General features: G+C 54.8%; 18 protein-coding genes. 7 read left to right on the top strand and 11 right to left on the bottom strand.

The genetic code is table 11. The annotated features are described in order from the left end of the window. The first annotated feature begins 151 nt into the window (after positions 1-151). Positions 152-448, top strand: a complete 297-nt coding sequence (locus tag HMCN_RS20080; protein ID WP_155837373.1) for a hypothetical protein — start codon at positions 152-154, stop codon at positions 446-448. 48 nt (positions 449-496) lie between these two features. Here the strand turns inward: HMCN_RS20080 and HMCN_RS20075 are convergent, their stop codons facing one another. The 4 genes from HMCN_RS20075 to pqqA form a co-directional block, all read right to left on the bottom strand. Next, complete coding sequence (locus HMCN_RS20075) at positions 497-643, bottom strand: hypothetical protein (protein ID WP_155837371.1); 147 nt, start codon at positions 641-643, stop codon at positions 497-499. Positions 644-651: 8 nt separating this feature from the next. Next, positions 652-1,368, bottom strand: coding sequence for a pyrroloquinoline-quinone synthase PqqC (gene pqqC, locus HMCN_RS0103830; RefSeq protein ID WP_025916137.1), 717 nt, complete (start codon positions 1,366-1,368; stop codon positions 652-654). 20 nt (positions 1,369-1,388) lie between these two features. Then, positions 1,389-2,309, bottom strand: a complete 921-nt coding sequence (pqqB, locus tag HMCN_RS0103825) for a pyrroloquinoline quinone biosynthesis protein PqqB (protein WP_025916136.1) — start codon at positions 2,307-2,309, stop codon at positions 1,389-1,391. Positions 2,310-2,392: 83 nt separating this feature from the next. Beyond that, positions 2,393-2,467 (bottom strand): pyrroloquinoline quinone precursor peptide PqqA, encoded by a 75-nt coding sequence (gene pqqA / locus HMCN_RS18525; protein ID WP_081801396.1) that lies wholly within the window; start codon positions 2,465-2,467, stop codon positions 2,393-2,395. A 214-nt stretch (positions 2,468-2,681) separates the two neighbouring features. Here pqqA and HMCN_RS0103820 point away from each other — a divergent pair, with 214 nt between their 5' ends. Beyond that, positions 2,682-3,515: an alpha/beta fold hydrolase gene (locus HMCN_RS0103820; protein ID WP_162174113.1), complete on the top strand. Its 834-nt coding sequence runs from the start codon at positions 2,682-2,684 to the stop codon at positions 3,513-3,515. 28 nt (positions 3,516-3,543) lie between these two features. On the opposite strand, the gene HMCN_RS0103815 is transcribed toward HMCN_RS0103820, so the two are convergent. Beyond that, positions 3,544-5,427 carry a sigma-54-dependent Fis family transcriptional regulator gene (locus HMCN_RS0103815; RefSeq protein WP_238551935.1) on the bottom strand — a complete coding sequence of 628 codons (1,884 nt, stop codon included), beginning with the start codon at positions 5,425-5,427 and terminating at the stop codon, positions 3,544-3,546. A 286-nt stretch (positions 5,428-5,713) separates the two neighbouring features. Here HMCN_RS0103815 and pedF point away from each other — a divergent pair, with 286 nt between their 5' ends. Then, positions 5,714-6,187 carry a cytochrome c-550 PedF gene (pedF, locus tag HMCN_RS0103810; protein ID WP_025916133.1) on the top strand — a complete coding sequence of 158 codons (474 nt, stop codon included), beginning with the start codon at positions 5,714-5,716 and terminating at the stop codon, positions 6,185-6,187. Between the two features lie 73 nt (positions 6,188-6,260). After that, positions 6,261-7,094, top strand: a complete 834-nt coding sequence (locus HMCN_RS0103805) for an ABC transporter substrate-binding protein (RefSeq protein ID WP_025916132.1) — start codon at positions 6,261-6,263, stop codon at positions 7,092-7,094. A gap of 17 nt (positions 7,095-7,111) precedes the next feature. Here HMCN_RS0103805 and HMCN_RS0103800 read toward each other — a convergent pair whose 3' ends face one another. Continuing rightward, positions 7,112-8,146 (bottom strand): FAD:protein FMN transferase, encoded by a 1,035-nt coding sequence (locus HMCN_RS0103800; protein ID WP_025916131.1) that lies wholly within the window; start codon positions 8,144-8,146, stop codon positions 7,112-7,114. 10 nt (positions 8,147-8,156) lie between these two features. Then, positions 8,157-10,229, bottom strand: coding sequence for a 4Fe-4S binding protein (locus HMCN_RS0103795; RefSeq protein WP_369792134.1), 2,073 nt, complete (start codon positions 10,227-10,229; stop codon positions 8,157-8,159). Positions 10,230-10,688: 459 nt separating this feature from the next. Between HMCN_RS0103795 and HMCN_RS0103790 the strand changes: the two genes are divergently transcribed. After that, the gene (locus HMCN_RS0103790; protein WP_025916129.1) at positions 10,689-11,585 is read left to right on the top strand and encodes a cache domain-containing protein; all 897 of its coding nucleotides are present in this window, start codon (positions 10,689-10,691) and stop codon (positions 11,583-11,585) included. A gap of 70 nt (positions 11,586-11,655) precedes the next feature. On the opposite strand, the gene HMCN_RS0103785 is transcribed toward HMCN_RS0103790, so the two are convergent. Together HMCN_RS0103785 and HMCN_RS0103780 are read right to left on the bottom strand one after the other, a co-directional pair. Continuing rightward, entirely contained in the window at positions 11,656-12,711 is a 1,056-nt protein-coding gene (locus HMCN_RS0103785; RefSeq protein WP_025916128.1) for a porin, read from the bottom strand. Between the two features lie 51 nt (positions 12,712-12,762). Further along, complete coding sequence (locus HMCN_RS0103780; RefSeq protein ID WP_155837369.1) at positions 12,763-13,215, bottom strand: hypothetical protein; 453 nt, start codon at positions 13,213-13,215, stop codon at positions 12,763-12,765. 46 nt (positions 13,216-13,261) lie between these two features. On the opposite strand from HMCN_RS0103780, the gene HMCN_RS0103775 reads away from it, so the two are divergent. After that, positions 13,262-15,406, top strand: coding sequence for a TonB-dependent receptor (locus tag HMCN_RS0103775; protein ID WP_025916126.1), 2,145 nt, complete (start codon positions 13,262-13,264; stop codon positions 15,404-15,406). A gap of 319 nt (positions 15,407-15,725) precedes the next feature. On the opposite strand, the gene HMCN_RS0103770 is transcribed toward HMCN_RS0103775, so the two are convergent. Both HMCN_RS0103770 and HMCN_RS0103765 read right to left on the bottom strand, forming a co-directional pair. Further along, the gene (locus tag HMCN_RS0103770) at positions 15,726-16,487 is read right to left on the bottom strand and encodes an ABC transporter permease (protein ID WP_025916125.1); all 762 of its coding nucleotides are present in this window, start codon (positions 16,485-16,487) and stop codon (positions 15,726-15,728) included. Next, positions 16,484-17,410: an ABC transporter ATP-binding protein gene (locus HMCN_RS0103765; protein WP_025916124.1), complete on the bottom strand. Its 927-nt coding sequence runs from the start codon at positions 17,408-17,410 to the stop codon at positions 16,484-16,486. Before HMCN_RS0103765 ends, HMCN_RS0103770 begins: the two co-directional genes overlap by 4 nt. 467 nt (positions 17,411-17,877) lie before the next feature. On the opposite strand from HMCN_RS0103765, the gene HMCN_RS0103760 reads away from it, so the two are divergent. After that, complete coding sequence (locus tag HMCN_RS0103760; RefSeq protein ID WP_025916123.1) at positions 17,878-18,135, top strand: hypothetical protein; 258 nt, start codon at positions 17,878-17,880, stop codon at positions 18,133-18,135. The last annotated feature ends 81 nt before the right edge of the window (positions 18,136-18,216 follow it).

Genomic DNA, 18,216 nt, shown 5'->3' with positions numbered 1-18,216 from the left:
CTATCCTGGAGCAGTTGAAACAGGCGCAGTAGTAGCGTGCGCATAGGGAATTGGCCGGAATCCGGCCGCTCCCGTCTGGTCGCGCTTGCCGGAAATTACAACGACAATCGCGTACCAGACCTGAAATCAGATCAAACAATTATTGATTTTTATGGAGTATATTGAAAATTACACCAGTTACCGCTTTGATTTATTACCATTGAAAAAATACACTATTCCAGTACTATTTAAACTAAAAAACACATGCGCAAGCTGCGTTCAGTGGCTCCTAGTGATTTCCGTCCGACAGTTTGATGGAATTCGCATCGGCGCGAAACATGATCGGCTGCTGGCCCGACTGTGCGCCGCCATCTTGTTGCGCATGCCGGACGATTTCCTGTACCCCTGCGTGCTGCGCCACATGCGGAAAATCGATACCCTGCAACGATTTTGCCGCATGGCAAGGTAGCGTGGTGCCGTCTGGCGGCGATGGCCAAAAATACCGAACCCCAGCCGTTCATGCAGACTTTCGGCCGCTCTTCGAAATATCCGGCGCCACGTACAGGATGCGGATCTTGTTGCCGGCCTTGGCGCGATAGGCGTTGACGACCGCTTCCGCATGCTTGAGCTGCGCATGCGTGGGCAGGTCAATTGTTATATCCATAGCGCCGCCTAAATACGCCCGGAACAGGCCAGTTCGATCGCATCCATCATCGACCACAGTACGTCGAGCTTGAATTGCAGGATTTCCAGAGCGCGCTGCTGCTGCGTGCGCGTGGTGAAATGATCCAGCGTGACTTGCAAGCCATGCACCACATCACGCTCTGCAAGCGAAATCCGGCTGCGAAAGTATTGCAGCCCTTGTGCTTCGATCCATGGGTATAGCGACGGCCAGTTGGCCAAGCGTTCCTTATGGATCTTCGGTGCAAACATCTCGGTCAGCGATGAGCACACGCCTTCCTGCCAAGGCGACTGCCGAGCGAAGTTGACATATGCATCGACCGCAAAGCGCACTCCAGGCACCACGTGGCAAAGAGACCATAGCTCGCTGCGCGGGATGCCGACCGCCTCGCCCAAGCGCGCCCAAGCCTCGATCCCGCCGGCATTGCCTTCCCATCCATCATGGTCGTGGATGCGCAGAATCCATTTGCGGCGCGCTTCCCGATCCGGGCAATTGGCCAGGATCGCACCATCCTTTTGGGGAATATTGATCTGGTAATAAAAGCGGTTGGCGACCCAGGCCCGAATCTGGTCCGGCGTCAACTGGCCGTTGTTCATCTTCAGGTTGAACGGATGATGGATATGGTAATGAATGCCCAGCGCCAGAAGCTGGCTCTTGAACTCCTCCCGATCCCAAGGCAGATCGGGGCAGGTTGCTGCTTGTTTCATGGCGTTTTGCGTCATCGCGTTCATAGCGTGATTTCCATTCCGTCGTGGGCGATCTCGATGCCATGACGCAGCAAGGCTGCGTGTTGCTCTGAGTCTTCATCGAGAATCGGATTGGTGTTGTTGATATGAATCAGTATCTTGCGGGCAGCATCCATGCTGTCCAGGCATTCGATCATTCCGCCCGGGCCGGATTGCGGCAGATGCCCCATATCGGCCGCATGCTTGGAGGAAAAGCCGAGCCGGATCATTTCATCGGCGCTCCAGAACGTGCCATCCACCAGCAGGCAGTCCGCACTGCGCATTGCCGCTTCGACGTGCGGTTCGATTTCACCCAGGCCTGGCGCATAAAAGACTTTCTTGCCGCTTGCCCGATTTTCAATCATGAGGCCGATGTTGTCGCCCGGATGCGGATTTTCCCGATGCGGCGAATACGGCGGCGCCTTGCTCGACAACGCCAGCGGGGTAAACCGGATGCCATCGATTCCAGGTAATTCAATTGCTTCCAGGTGGTCTTGCCTGATGGGCAGCGGATGCCATCGCACGCCGCAGTAATGGGACAACACCGGTACCAAGGGCAGACCGGTGGTCAGGTCATCCCACACCGATGCGGTGCAATACAAGGGAATCGGCTTGCCTTCCCGCAGCATCAAAAGACCTGTCGTGTGATCAACCTGCGCGTCCATCAGCAACACTGCGGCAATGCCCGTGTCGCGGGCATAACGGCCGGGCTGCAGCGCCGGCGTGGCCTGGATTTGCGTCAGGATGTCGGGCGAGGCATTGATCAGTATCCAATTCTCCCCATCTGCAGAAACAGCGATGGAGGATTGCGTTCTGGCCTTGGCCTTCAAGGTGCCGCGACGCATCCGATCGCAATTGGCGCAATTGCAATTCCATTGCGGGAAGCCGCCGCCTGCAGACGAACCCAATACGATGATTTTCATGATCTGGCCACATTTGCTATGTTGCGTGCGGCGTCTGACGCTATTTCAAGCTTATGCGCCGCACAGGGACTAATTCCTACACATCAGCGATTGGCAACGTACATCGTAATTTCAAAGCCAAAACGCAGATCGGTAAATGCCGGCTTGCTCCATTTCATGATGATCTTCAGTAGTTATAAAGTGCATGTATGATTTGTGATTGCTCACTGTCAGGGCCTGACCATATCGATGACAATGCAGACAACCAATCCCATCAACGCAAGTTCCATGCCGCCGCCGGCACCAGCACTTTTGCAGGAAGGATATCTGCCGGTTGGCAATGGACACATGCTGTATTTTTCCGAGCACGGGAATGCGTCCGGACCGGCCAGCGTGGTGCTGCATGGCGGCCCGGGCAGCGGCTGCAACCTCTCCATGCTCGACTGGTTCGACCTGTCGCGCCAGAGAGTGATCTTGCTGGATCAGCGCGGCGCCGGGAAAAGCGTGCCGGCAGGCGGGTTGACTCACAACACGACCGCTGACCTGGTGTCAGACATCGAACGATTGCGCAAAACCCTGGAGATTGCGCGCTGGTCGGTGGTGGGCGGCTCCTGGGGCAGCACTTTAGGCATCGTCTATGCGGGCAGCTTTCCGCAATCGGTAAGCAGCCTGATATTGCGTGGGGTTTTTCTTGCCAGTCGACGTGAAACTCACTGGTTCTTCCAGTCACTCGCTGCATTGGTGCCGCAAGCATGGCTGCAATTGACGGCAAACTGGACAATGCAGCAAAAAATCGATGTGCTCCAATCATTAACATCGTTGCTGCACAATGGAACACCCATAGAAATACAGGATGCTGCACAACGTTGGAATGATTATGAAATTGCCATCATGCAAGCGATGACAGGCTTGGTGGCGCCGCAAAGAGCAAATGAAATCGGAAAATTAATTGGAAAATACCGGCTGCAATCGCATTATCTGTCGCAGCATTGCTTCCTGAGTGCGCGCGCTATTTTCCACCACGCCAAGGTTGCAAACAAAATACCGGCAGTGATTGTCCATGGCACCCACGACTGGATCTGTCCGCCGGAAAACGTCATCCTCTTACAGAGATTCATGCCTCATGCTGCGGTGCAGTGGGTCGAGAAAGGTACGCATACCGCATCCGATCCGGCAATATGCGCGGCGCTCGGCAGTGCGGTGCGAGACATGTTGCAATATTACTGAGGGGGACTGCGTCCCGAAGAAAAGTTAGTTACTTGGGCACGGCAATCTTGCGGTAAATGGTGTTGCGGGACACTCCCAGTGCCCGCGCAGTGGCGGAAACATTGCCGCTGTGGGTTTCCAGTGATTTTTGTATCACTGAAATCTCCATCTCTTCCAGGTTGGTTCCGCTGGCAACAAAGCGGTTGGTATTTTCATTTGAGACACGATTTTGTGTCGATTCGACATCCTCGAAAAAATCGTCCGGAAGATGCTCTGCGCGGATTTCATGACAGTCATCCGCCATCACAATCGCGGTGCGCAGCAGATTGGTCAACTGGCGGAAATTCCCCGGCCAGTTATGCTGCTTGAATAACTGCATGATGTCCGGCGCCACCGAGTAAGCCACGGTATTCGATTCCAGAGCGAGCACCTTGTTGATCACCGTTTCGAGATCGGTGCGCTCACGTATCGGTGGCAGTTTGACCACCAGTCCGTTCAAGCGGTAATACAAATCCTCGCGAAACTCCCCTTTTGCAATCTGTTCGCGCAGATTTCTGTTGGTGGCGCAAATCAGTTCAACATTGACCGGAATCGATTTGGCGCTGCCCAATGGCGTGACCATGCGCTCTTGCAATACGCGCAGCAAACGGGCTTGCAAACTCAGCGGCATGTCGCCAATCTCATCCAGGAACAAAGTGCCGCCATTGGCTTGCAGAATTTTACCGATACTGCCTTTTTTACGTGCGCCGGTAAAGGCCCCGTCTTCATAGCCGAACAGCTCCGACTCGATCAGGGTTTCTGGTATCGATGCGCAATTGACGGCAATAAACGGGCCTTTCGAACGCGGAGAATCATTATGGATGGCCTGCGCCAGAAGTTCCTTGCCGGTTCCGGTCTCGCCCATCACCAGGATCGGAATATCGCGCCCCAGTACCTTGGTGACTTTTTCGATTACTGCGGCAATTTGCGGATCGCCGGTATTCAGATAACGCAAGCCTGACAGCCGGCGCGTTGCCTGGATGGACTGCTGCTGACTGCCTTGCTGCGGCGGATTATCTGGCTGTGACTCCACACTGGACGAATGCTGAAACACGCTGTGTGACAAGCGCAACTGGGCTCGGCCGTATACGCGGACGCCGTTGTGCAGGCACAGGTTCAACAGGTCCGGTGCAGCGGTGCGGTAATGATCGAACAGAGCAGACACCGGCAGGCCGAACAGCGAACTGAATGTATGCGAATGCAACGCGGAAAGCGGCAAGCCAAGCTGAAACAGGGCGCTGCGATTGGCCGATAGAAACCGTCCATTTGGGGCGAAGGAAGCGATACCCTCCATCAAGGTGCCGATGAACTCCGGGCGCGTATTGAAATGCAGCAAAAAACCATCCTGGAAGGCGGATGAAAACAACTGGTTCTCGATCATTTGCGCCGACATGCGCACCAGCGCCATCGTGTGCTTATGAAAGCTGCGCTGGTCGCCAGTGACGTCGAGAACCCCGATGACATTTCCGCGATAATCGAAAATCGGCGCGGCAGAGCATGTCAGAAAATGATTGGCTCGCAAGTAATGCTCATCTGCATGAATCATAGTCGGCGCCTGCTCCACGATGGAAGTTCCGATTGCGTTGGTGCCCTTGCTTTGCTCCGACCAGATGACGCCGGGCTTGAGCGCCACCCGATCGGCCTTTTCCAGAAAATCGTCATCGCCCAGCGTATGTATGATCAAGCCGTTGACGTCGGTCAGAATCACCATGTTGTGGGTATTAATGATTTGTTCATACAGCGTTTCCATTACCGGCAGCGCATGGGCATGCAGACTCCGGTTCTGCTCGACCAGCAGCGACAGATCGGAACCGCCAAGCGGACTGAAGTCGGGTTTATCGTTTTCGCCGAGTCCATACGCAATGGAACGCTGATGTGATTTTTCTATGGACATGGAAATGTGACTCGCAGAAAGCGTGCCAGCCAATGATTTGGAATTATTCATCACACCGAGTCCAGAAGTAGTCTTTTTTGATATGTCAGCGCTGATTCTGCTGACCTTCGGCAACAGTAACTAGATGGCATTGAGAAATTCACAATACGCATAATTGATATGTTGTTTTTTAATGTAGCACTTGTTCAAAAAAGAAGCAAAAGCAAATTGATCCAGCCCAAAAACACATGGCATGGCTATTGCATGTTGTCTGCCATCAGTTTTAAAACTTAAAAATGGAGACATCATGAAATCAGTCCTGAAAACCCTTGCAATTACATCATTCATCACGACAACTACGCTGGCGTCCTTTTCCGCTTTTGCACATGGGGACGTTGTACCGCATTCGGTCGATGCCACAGCCTTGCCGCAACTCGGCGATCAATGGCGCGAAGAAAATCCGTATCGCGGCAACAAGGAAGCGGCAAAACTGGGCGCATCGGCATACGGCCAGAATTGCGCGCGCTGCCACGGCCTGGAAGCGATCTCGGGAGGAATTGCGCCCGATTTGCGATTACTGGATCGCGACTGCATGGACCAGAAAAACGAAACCAAAAAACAGGCATGCTTCAAGGAAACCGACAATTACTTCCTGACCTCGGTGCGGCACGGAAAAGTACGCAACGGTGCGGTATACATGCCGCCGTTTGAAGGCATTCTCAGCCAGGAAGCGGTCTGGGCAGTGAAGGCGTATCTTGAAACACGCCGCGAAACAAAGTAAGCAGACAACTGCCATTTCTGCGTATCAGGGATGGCTGCATTGACAATCTCACCACCTGACGGGAAATGACATCATGAAATTTTTATCTTTGCGCCGGACAGGCCTGGCGATATCCCTGTCTTTTGCGGCCTTGAGCGCTGCAGCGCCGGCTCACGCAGATTTGAACAAAATCAGGCAAGCCGGAATACTGAAGGTTGCTGTATATAATGATTTCGCCCCGTTCTCAGAAAATAATGCTGGTATCGATATCGATCTAGCCGAAGCTCTGACAAAAAAGCTGGGCCTGAAAATGAGCCTGCTTCCGTTCCCTGCCGGTGAGAATCTGAACGACGATTTACGCAATATGGTTTGGAAAGGGCATTACCTGGGTTACGGCCCGGCAGACCTTCTAATGCATGTACCGGTGGATCGCCGTCTGGCAGCGGACAATGACAAAGTGGAAATTTTTGCGCCCTATTACCGGGAAACGGTACGCCTGGTTCGCAATGGCAAAGCCATTCCCGACTTTGACAACATGGATGCATTGTCGGGCAAGAAAATCGGCGTCGAAAAAATCTCTATTTCTGCCATGGTGCTGCTTGGTGAACAAAATGGCAGGTTCCGGGACGACATCAAGATTTATCCGACACCCATCGAAGCGTTGCAAGACCTCAAAGCCGGAAAACTGGATGCGGTACTGGCCAATCAATCCGAAATCGAATCTGTATTCAAGGGCGACACCAGTTTTCCAGTAAGCCCCGTTTCATTCCAGCGCCTGCCGCAAAAGGGCTGGGCGGTGGGAATGGCGGTGAAAAAGAATGAGCCTGAACTCGCCAGATTGCTGCAGACAGCGACCGATGAGTTGGTCGCCTCGGGAGAAATGGCAAAAATATTTGCAAAATACGGGGTGCATGTCGTTACCCCGTAAACCAGCATTTTTCTTGGTTAAGCCTGCACCTCCGGAAAATGCGCTGTTTTCCGGATGGCGCCGTTTTTGTCGATCAGCAAGATGTCCACATCCTGCAATTGCGCCGCAAGCGCAAACGCCTTATCCGCTCCCATCACCATGAAGGCGGTGGAAAGGCCATCGGCCATGATGCCGGTCGGCGCCACCACCGTGACACTGGCCAGCGCTAGCGGCGAATCGCCGCTGGCCGGATCGAAAATATGATGATGGACGAAGTCTGAACTAAAAGTCGTGGCATAGTCGCCCGATGTGGCCACCTTGCGGCCATCCATTTCAATCTCGGCAGATATTGCATTCGCCTGCCTTGGATGGTTAATGCCGAGAATCCACGGTTGCGCAGACGTCTTGTTGCCAATCGCCCCGAACTCCCCGGTATCCAGAAGAGCATGCTGCACGCCTCTTGCCTGCAAAGCCGCAAGCGCCAGATCCACCGCATATCCCTGGGCCAATCCATTGAGCGTAATCGCCATGCCGGCCGTATTCAATCGCACTTGCTGTTGATGCACTTCAAGTTGCCGCCAGTTTGCCAAGGATCTGGCAGCGGCTATTTGCTCTGGCGCAGGCAGCGTGCCTCTGGATCGTGCCTCGCTGAATGCGCGCCACAACGGTTGCACCGTGATGTCAAAGGCGCCGGCAGTCAACCGGGAAAGTTGCTGCGCATATTTCAGCACATACAGCAGATGATTATCCGGCGCGGCCAGAATCCCATCCCGATTCAGCTGAAAGACCTGGCTGCGCTCCTGATGCAGACTCATCAGGGCATCGATTTTTCTGACTTCCAGCAATGCGTCCTGTATTGCTGCCCGCGCCGATAACGCATCGCCATGCAGCACCTTGATCGTCACTGTAGTGCCGAAAGCCAGATCCGACCCTGAATACAATGTCAACCCCGCCAGCGCCGTATTGACTGGCAGCGAAGCAGTCAGTGGAGAGCCGGGAACCGCGCCGACACTCGCCAGGCCGGCCAGTGCGCCCATACCGAGTGATGCCGAGAGTAAAGTACGTCGTCGCATGGCAATTCCTTTAAATTGGCTCATCCTGAATCGGAATAATTCTGGCGCGCTTCTTTTCCAGCATCAGCGGCGCGCATCTTTCATCGCTGGCATAAATGACCACACACTCCATGCACTGGAAGCATTCGTCGTAATGGACCTTTCCGTCCGGCGTAATGGCCTGATAGGCGCATTGATATCGGCAGGTCTGGCATGGCGTCCCGCATTCCTTGCGGCGCGGAATCCAGTCCAGTATCCGAAAGCGTCCGAGCAGCGCAAGGCCGGCACCATACGGGCACAGGAAGCGGCAGAAAAACTTGTAAACAAACATGCTGGCGACCAGCAAGCCCAGCGCATACGCGACAAATGGCCAGGAGCGCACGAAATTGAGCGTGATAGCGGTCTTGAACGGCTCCACTTCCACCAGCTTGTCGGTAAGGTCCGGCGCAAAAAATGTGCTGACCAGCACCCCCGCCAGCACCAGATATTTGATCCCTTTCAGTCTCTGGTCTGTTTTCGGCTTGAGTCTTATTTGCGGGATTTTCAGCAGCTTGCCGATTTTGGCGGTAAATTCCTGCAGAGCGCCGAAGGGACAGAGCCAGCCGCAAAATGTCCCGCGCCCCCAGATCACCAGCGAGATGCACACGAACACCGACAAAGTCACCGTCATTGGATCATACAAAAAGAAACCGAGACTGCGGCCAGCGATCAGTGCCTGCAGCACGCTGGTAAAGTTGACGATCGAGAGTTGGCCCTGCGCATACCAGCCGATGAAGAACAGGGTAAATAGCAGGTAAATATTCCTGAAAATGGCGAAGCGGCGCTGCTGCGCGACCAGTCTTTTTTGCAATGCCAGCGCCAGCGACAGGATTGCGAGACCAATCACCAGAATGGCAATTTCGCCCCACCTGTCATGCCAGATGCCACCCCAGGATTTATTGTCGCCTTCCGGTACCGTATAAAAGCGTGCGGGGAGACTGAAACTGAAGATGAAATCCCGGCTTATCTTCTCCGGATAGACGATTCCTTTGTAGCGCGTCACTGGCAGCACGAAATCGAGGGGCCTGGATGGGTCCAGTCCGGCCTGGCTAATGATCCTGAAAACCGCGATGGATTCCATGCCCAGACCTGCGCCTTGGTCCTCCTTCAACGCAAGATCCAGGTTCAGGTCGCGCATTTCTATCGGCAGTTGATCCTGCTTTAGCGCGATTCGGTCCGGTGCTGTGCCGCGAATGAAATCGTCACCGATGATGCTATAGCGCCCTTTCGACATCACCAGAATGGCTTGATCGCCAGGCTCCAGGCGGTCTTTCAGTTTGTTCCATGCGCTCTCATGCAACAGATTGCGGCCAATGCTCGGGACCGACACATAGGCCAGGTATAAGTCAATGAAAGCATCTTTGGGATGCGCGACGGCATCTGCATCAAGTCCGCTGCCGTTGCTGCCGGAGAATTTCTTTTCGATGTCAGCATTGCTCAGCACCACATGCTTGATCAGGCCGGTATCGATCAATGCCTTGATCGTGTGCGATTCTGAAACATCCGGCCTGATGCGTGCAATCAGTTCCGGATCACGGCCTTCGGCAAACCCGAGTTTCTTGCGCGCCACCTTGAGCGCAGAAGACAGGATGGTCTGGTTAATGATGCGCACCGATGCGGTGGCCTTCGAGACGCCGTCCAGATGCACGGTATCCCCAGATACATTTCTAACACCATTTCCGCCAGTCACTATCCTGATGTTTTGCTTGAGAGACAGACTCTTGTATTGGCTGACGAATGAAGTGAGCGGGCCTTCGCCGAGGCCATCGAGAAATACCGGCTCATGTTGCGACAGGACCCGAACATCCAGAAAACTGCCTTTGGTGTCGATAGCAATCAGCAAATTCACCGGCACCCCGGAAAAACCGGGAATCGGAGCCAGATCGATCGACTCGAAAACATAGCCGATCAGGCGATTTTCGGTTGCATCCTGCTGAAATATCGGCCACACGGGTGTCGCTGCATCTTTCTCACCTACGATGTACGGCACCGGGTATCTTTCCACCAGCGCATCGCGCGTCATGACCCCGGCCAGCGCCGGGCAGGCAATCAATAACCACCACAAACCAGCGAGAAATTGCCGAACAATTATTGCCGATGTGTACCGAAAATCTGTACTCGGCAAACTGGCAATGGCAGGACCACTCTGATTTGTCATGTATGCGCCTGAATGAATATGCAAAACGTTCTCTTCCAATAGACTTAATGATGAATTACGCAGGAACTATGCCAATACCTTATATCGCAATGCAGGTACGATGATTGCTTACGCGACTGCTTCATCATTATTTCCGTTATGTCATGCAATGGAACAATAGTTTCAGATTGGAGCAGTTATTTCTTGAAAAAATTGGTTCATATGGCGCCGCTTGTTGAAGAAAACTGATGGCCTGTATTTTGCTAGTTTCTTGCCAGGAGTCAGTCGGGCTTGCAACGGCATGCCCGAACTGCCGCAAAGCAATCCAACCACGCAACGCTCATTCCGGCTTGGAATGGACTTGCATTCTCTGACCTGGAGTACATCATGAAACGCAATCGTCTGGGCTTGCTCACTCTGGCCGTAGTTTCGGCACTGATCGCAGCGCCGCTAGCCAACGCTGCCGAAGATACTGTAATGAAAACCGTAGGCGTAGGGGTCGTCGAACGCTCCGAAGCCAAGCGCGCCACAGAACTGCTGGATCGCGCTGCTGATTATCTGCAGAAAAATGGCCCCGAAAAATCTTTTGCTGCCTTCAATGATCCAAAAGGCACTTTCGTCAATGGTGCCTATTATGTTTTTGTGGTTGGACACGATGGTTTCATGCACGCCAACGGCGGCTCGATGATTGGGTTGGTGGGCAAGAATGCGATCGATCTGCGCGATGCGGCCGGCAAACCCTTGATTGCGGATTTGCTGATGCAGGCCCAAAATAAGGCCAGCGGCACTATCGAATACCACTGGCTGAACCGGGTCAGTAATCGCGTTGAAAGCAAATCCACCTTATACCGCAAGGTGGGCGACTATATCGTCTGCGTCGGCTATTACACGCCGCGCGCCTCGATTGAAGAAGCGGATGAGTTGCTCCACAAGGCAGTCGCATTCCTGAAAAAATCGGGCGGCAATACCGCATTCGCGACCTTCAATAACCCGCAAGGCGGCTTCACGCATAACGATCAGTATGTATTCGTGATCGGCATCGACGATGGCAAATACCGCGCATCGGGCGACTCGCCCCAGCTCACCGGCATGGATGTGCGGGGTCTGCGGGATGCCGCCGGCAAGCCGGCATTCAAGCAAATGATCACGCTGGCAAAACAGAAGGGAAGCGGCATCGTCGATTACGTATGGCGCAACCCAGCTACCAACGCAGTGGAGAAGAAGCACTCCTTAATCCAGCGCGTTGACAATCTGGTAGTGGGCGTCGGTTATTACACCAAATAGCGTTGTTTGTATTCGTAGACAATCAAAATAAAAGCCATCCCGCGGGATGGCTTTTTGCAGTCAGCTGCGCTTAGAACGAGTGCTTGATGCCGACGTTGAGCAAGGTGGTGTTGGTATCGGCTGCGGTGCCGCCGGCCACCACGGTGGTCAGCAGAGAGGCGTTCTTATCCGCCCTGACATAGGCCAATTGGCCGTACAGCGTGGTGCGCTTGGACAACGCGTATTCATCGCTCAACAGGAAGGTGTTGGTCTTGGCTTCGCTGCGATCCTTATCATTACCGAAATACGCGGCAGCGATGACGGTGTTGTTGGCTGCCGTTTTCCAATCGACACCGAGGCCGAATACATTTACCTTGCTGATATCAACTAGGTTTGTATCCCTGTTTTCACCGCGCAGGAAGTTCAGTTTTCCGGTGAAAGCGCCCATCGTGTAACTGGCGCCAACTGTATAAATGCTGCTCAAACGATCGGAAGTATTGGGTTTGTTGTTTGATTGATACGCAGCGGACAATGAAACCGGGCCGGAGTAAGTAACGCCCAAGGAATACACAGCGCCGGAAGGCGCGCCGACGGTGTTGCGTTCCGGCAGACTGTAGGCCGCTCCGATACCTACCGGACCGATCGTATTGCTGTACGAAATGGCGTTTTGCAGGAATACGCCGACATCGTTGTTGGTGTTCGGAGTCGTGGAGCTTAATACGCCTGAGTTATAGGCCCATGAATACAGGCCGGAGAAATTTTCACGCAGGCCGCGCGGATCGGTCGCAGCGAAAGCTAGGATGGCTGGGCTGTACATGTTGCCTAAAGTGACCGTACCGAGGCCGGCAGACGAAAGGCCAACATTGGCTTGACGGCGGAACAGGGCGCCGTTTCCGGTTGTCGCATTGCCGACAATCGCGCCGGTGTCGGGGGCGAAATGGCCTTCAAGATTGAAGTTCGCCTTCAGACCGCCGCCCAAGTCTTCGGTACCGCGAAAGCCCCAAATGCTAGGTGAGATGCCGCCATTGGCCATCGTGGTCGAGGCAGTGCCGGCCGACGCATGATTTTGCGTCAACACGCCGACGTCTATATTGCCATACACCGTCACTGCGCTTTGTGCCGCAGCCATGCCGGAAACCAGTGCCAAAGCGGCGCCTGCTACTAATTTTTTTTCATTTAATGCTCCGATATTGTTTGATTAATCGCTACCGTTTTTTCGGACGCAGCATAGCGTCCGACACAGATGGAAAGGGGTCCGTAGTCTCCTCGCAATTTTATTGGTATCGTTCAATGCATCGACTGATAGATGCATGACGATTAAGGCAAAATACATGCCCGTCGGCACCACAAGCTGTTTATTGCCCGTCTGCGCGCCACGCGGCCATGCACGGATGAGAGCAAGGTCGGACTGGTCGAAACGGCATCGTCTGTATAAAATCGGATCACTTTGTAAAAATTCTGCGCAATTTTCGATCGATTGGAGAGCGCCGCACGGATAATTCAAGGCTGCATGCACATGCAAGAAAAGTATGGCAAGTATTTTGCTTATGAAATGTTGCAACCATTCGCCATTTACAATTTGCCTGCTGAAAAATACATTGCAAAATATCAGCCGGCAGGCCGCCGCCATTACAACAACGGAGACAAGCATGACGCCCTTCTTTCCGGACACATGCACGCAACCACAGAGAAAAGCCATGCCGCCATTTTGCCCGCCCTTGCGCCTGACCTTGCTTGCAGCCGCTGCTGCCGCCTTTGCCGCATCTGCCTGTGCCGCCGACAGCAGCATCGAGGATGCTGCCGCAGCAGTTAAGACACTAGCCCCGGTCGTAGTCACCGGCAGCCGCTTCGAGCATTCCAGTTTTGATCTGCCAGCCTCGGTTGATGTGTTGGATCAGGAGCGAATCACCAGCGGCCAAGCCCGCGTCAATGCCTCTGAGGCGCTGGCAGCAGTGCCTGGGCTGGTGGTGCAAAACCGCCAGAATTACGCGCAGGATTTACAGATATCGTCGCGCGGTTTCGGCGCCCGTTCCGCTTTCGGCGTGCGCGGCGTGCAACTGTTCAGCGACGGCATTCCCGCCACCATGCCGGACGGCCAAGGCCAGGCCGCCACCTTCAATCTCGACATGGCGCAGCGCATCGAAGTGCTGCGCGGCCCTTTCTCCGCCATTTACGGCAACCATGCCGGCGGCGTGATCCAGCTTTTCACCCGCGACGGCCAAGGCGCGCCGTCGGTGCAAGCCAGCGTGCTGGGCGGCAGCGACGGCAGCTGGAAAACCGATCTTAGCGCCCAAGGCAAGCCGGGCGCGGTCGGCTACGTGCTGGATGCCTCGCGCTTCCACACAGACGGCGCGCGCGACCATAGCGCCGCGACCCGCGACCAGGCGTTCGCCAAGATCACCACCGAACCCGATGCCGACAGCCGCCTGACGCTGGTGGCCAACGGCCTGTGGCAGCACGATACCCAGGACCCGCTGGGCGTGAGCTGGGCCACCTTCCAGCGCGATCCGCGCGCCGGCGAGATCGACCCCAGCGACACCCAGAACCCGAAGCGCACCTTTGCCGAGCGCTACAACACCCGCAAGAGCATCGACCACCAGCAACTGGGATTGACCTACGAGCGGCGTTTCGGCGCCGATCTGCTGCAGCTGACCGCGTATGCCGGCAACCGCCAAGTGACCCAGTACCAGTCTTTCTCCAAAGGCTTCCAGGCGCCTGCCAGCCATTCCGGCGGCGTGGTCGATTTCGACCGCAATTTCGGCGGCGTTGACCTGCATTGGATCGGCGCAAACCAGCTGGGCAGCGGCAGCCTGACCACCACCGTCGGCCTCGACTATGGCCGCTCCAGCGATGACCGCCAGGGCTATGAGAATTTCATCGGCAGCCAGTTCGGCGTCAAGGGCAAGCTGCGCCGCGACGAAACCGATACAGTCACCAGTCTCGATCCGTATCTGCAGACCGAATGGCAAAGCGGCGACTGGGTGCTGACTGCCGGCCTGCGCCACAGCAGGATGCAAGTCGAGGTAAACGACAGTTTCATCAGCAACGGCAACGACAGCGGCAGCCTGAACTACCGCCGTACCACGCCAGTGCTAGCGCTGCTCTACAAGGCCACGCCGGCGCTGAACCTGTATGCCAGCGCCGCCAAAGGATTCGAGACGCCGACGCTCAACGAACTGTTTTACTCCGGCTCTGGAAGCGGCTTCAACTTCAATCTGAAGCCGGCGCACAGCACCCATCTGGAAGTCGGAACCAAGGCATTGCTGGGCAGCGACACGCAACTCAATGTCGCGCTGTTTCAGGTGCGCACCGACGACGAACTGGTGGTGGATGCCTCCAGCGGCGGACGCACCAGTTACAAGAACGCCGGCAGCACCCTGCGTCAGGGCATCGAACTGGCGCTTGACACCAAATGGCAGCACGGTTTTTCAGGGCGGCTGGCACTGACCGGCCTGTACGCGGTCTACGATCAGACTGTCGGCAACATCGCGGCCGGCAATCGCCTGCCCGGCGTGCCGCGCGCCACGCTGTTTGGCGAACTGGCGTGGAAAGATACGCCGACAGGACTGAGCGCGGCAATCGAGGCGATCGCCAACAGCAAGGTCTACGTCGAGGACAGCAATACCGAAACCGCCGCTCCCGGCTATGGCGCAATCAACCTGCGCACAGGTGCCGAGCAGCATGTCGGCGCCTGGCGCTTGCAGCAATTCGTGCGGATCAACAACCTGCTCGATCGCAGCTACATCGGCTCCGTGATCGTCGGCGACAGCAACAAGCGCTACTACGAGCCGGCGCCGGGGCGCAACTGGATGCTGGGCGCAAGCGCGCAATACGTGTTTTAGCAGTTCGCTGACATCAAACATACTGCGCCATGTATATTTGTTTCCAGCACACAAATATTGCGTAAAAACCATAATTTACAGGCATACTCCACAATAATTCATCAATCAGAAGGCCGGGCATAAAACCGTATCTAACATGCTGGAACAACACTCTTCAGGGCAGGCTTTTGAAGGGATGTCCGGCAGTCGCGGCCATTACGCATATGAGCCGTACTGGCGTCGCCCCGATCCTGGAGTCCCGCCCGCGAAACTACGCCATGCTCGGCAACTGAGGCGTAAGCATGTTGGAGAGTCCGAGGCTTTGCGCAAAAAACCCAGGTTAATACTTGAGTCGGTAACCTGTCTTGAATATCCACGCCACGATCGCCAGGAAGACGGCCAGAAACACAACGGTCATGCTGAGACTGATCGCAATATTCACATCGGCATTGCCGTAGAAACTCCAGCGGAATCCGCTGATCAGGTAAACCACCGGGTTGAACAGGCTGATCGTGTGCCAGATCGGCGGCAGCATCTTGATGGAATAGAAGCTACCGCCAAGGAACGTCAGCGGTGTGATTATCAGCAGCGGAACCAATTGCAGCTTCTCGAAATTGTCGGCCCAAATGCCGATGATGAAACCGAACAGGCTAAAAGTCACCGCCGTTAGTACGAGGAACAGAATCATCCAAACGGGATGCAACACCTGCAGCGGAACGAATATTCCAGCTGTGGCCAAAATGATCACGCCGAGAAATATCGACTTCGTCGCGGCGGCACCGACATAGCTCACCACGATCTCCCGATACGACACTGGCGCCGACAGCAGCTCATAGATGGTTCCGGTGAACTTGGGGAAGTAGATTCCAAAAGAGGCATTCGAGACGCTTTGCGTGAGCAACGACAGCATGACCAATCCCGGGACGATGAATGCGCCATAGCTGATGCCGTCGATCTCGGTGATGCGCGAGCCTAATGCGGCTCCGAAGACTACAAAATACAGCGAGGTCGAGATTACCGGGGCGATGATGCTTTGCAACAAGGTTCGCCAGGCGCGCGCCATTTCGAACACATACATTGCGCGGATTGCGTGGAAGTTCATTGCCCGTCCTTTATCAGGTTGACGAAAATATTTTCAAGCGAACTCTGCGTTGTCTGAATATCCTTGAATCCGATACCCACTGCGCTCACGGCATTGAGCAGCGAAATAATGGCGACCCTCTCCCCTTCCGCCGCGTAGGTATAGATCAATTGACTGCCATCGTTCGACAGATTCAGGTTGTAGGCGGCAAGTTCGCTCGGGATGCGCACCAGCGGTTGCTCCAGTTGCAGCGTCAGCAGTTTCTTGCCCAGTTTTCGCATCAGTTCTTTCTTGTCCTCAATCAGGAGGATCTCGCCCTTATTGATTACGCCGATTCTGTCGGCCATATCTTCGGCCTCGTCAATGTAGTGGGTGGTCAGGATGATGGTCACGCCGCTATCCCTCAGAGCGCGAATCAGTTGCCACATGTCGTGCCGCAGGTTGACATCGACGCCGGCGGTCGGCTCGTCCAGAAACAGGATCTGCGGCTCGTGCGACAACGCCTTTGCAATCAGCACACGGCGCTTCATGCCGCCGGACAGGGTGATCAGTTTGTTATCCCGCTTTTCCCATAACGACAGGTCCTTGAGAATTTTTTCGATGTAGGCGGGACTGGCCGGCTTGCCGAACAGTCCACGGCTGAAGGATACCGTCGCCCATACCGTTTCGAAGGCATCGGTGGTCAGTTCTTGCGGTACCAGACCGATCAGGGATCGCGTGGCACGAAAATCGGTGACGATGTCGTGCCCGTCTACCCGGACCGTTCCCTCGGATATATTCAGGATGCCGCAGATGCAGCTAATCAGCGTAGTCTTTCCGGCGCCATTGGGACCGAGCAATGCCAGGATTTCTCCACGGCGGATGTCCAGATTGATGTTTTTGAGGGCCTGGTAGCCGGAGGCGTAGGTCTTGGAAAGATTTGCTATGGATATGATGTTTTGCATGAGCCGATCGTTCTTACTGCGTAGAGGGCGGGAAACTGTTCGGGACCGTGTAATCGGTGTCCATTCGATTGCAGATGAAAATCGAAGCCATGATGCAGGGCTTCGGCACGGAATGCCTAATCAATTTCAAGTGATGATCTGGCAAACTTCCTGAGTCAATAAATATACTAGATAACGTATATTTATTCACCACATACAAATCATGCGGCGAATAACGTATTTACAGCCATACTCCAGAATAAACCATCAATCGAGGGCCAGGTATAAAGCAGGTCGAGCGCGGACGGGCTTCTCAAAAGAAGAGGCAGGGAAGAATCTTGCCGCAGCGGCGGATGCACTGATTGCATCCCATAACGCGCTGTTTCCCCCTCGGAGAAGCGCCTGACAATGCAGCTGCAGAACAAAGGTTAAACCGGTTTCAGCGACGCAAGCTGAGCGTGCAAGGCTGAAAACACGCCTGGCGAGTGTTGGAAAATCCGTCGGATACCCTGTTTGCACCCAACATCGTTGCGCTGAACCTGCTGGACGCCAAAGAACTTGAACTGCGCAAGCTCATGGCAGAGCGGACTTCGCTGGATGAGGTGCTGGCACCGGCGCAAACCTATCCGACCAGCGTGATGAATGCGGTCCATGTAGACGATGCGCCTTATTTCCCGAAACCAAGCCTGTTCCTTGCCGCTGGTGCTTTTCTGGGGTTGCTGCTGGGGCTGGCAATCGCACTATGACGCGACAGAAAGCAGCTCAAGGGCTGAATCATTTGACCCTGATTTTGGCGCTGCAATGAAAACAGCCGGCATACAAGAATA

This window comes from Herminiimonas sp. CN (assembly GCF_000622895.1).
Lineage (GTDB): Bacteria > Pseudomonadota > Gammaproteobacteria > Burkholderiales > Burkholderiaceae_D > AVCC01.
The sequence above is the reverse complement of the archived record's forward strand: the minus strand, read 5'-3'. Positions and strand labels throughout refer to the sequence as shown.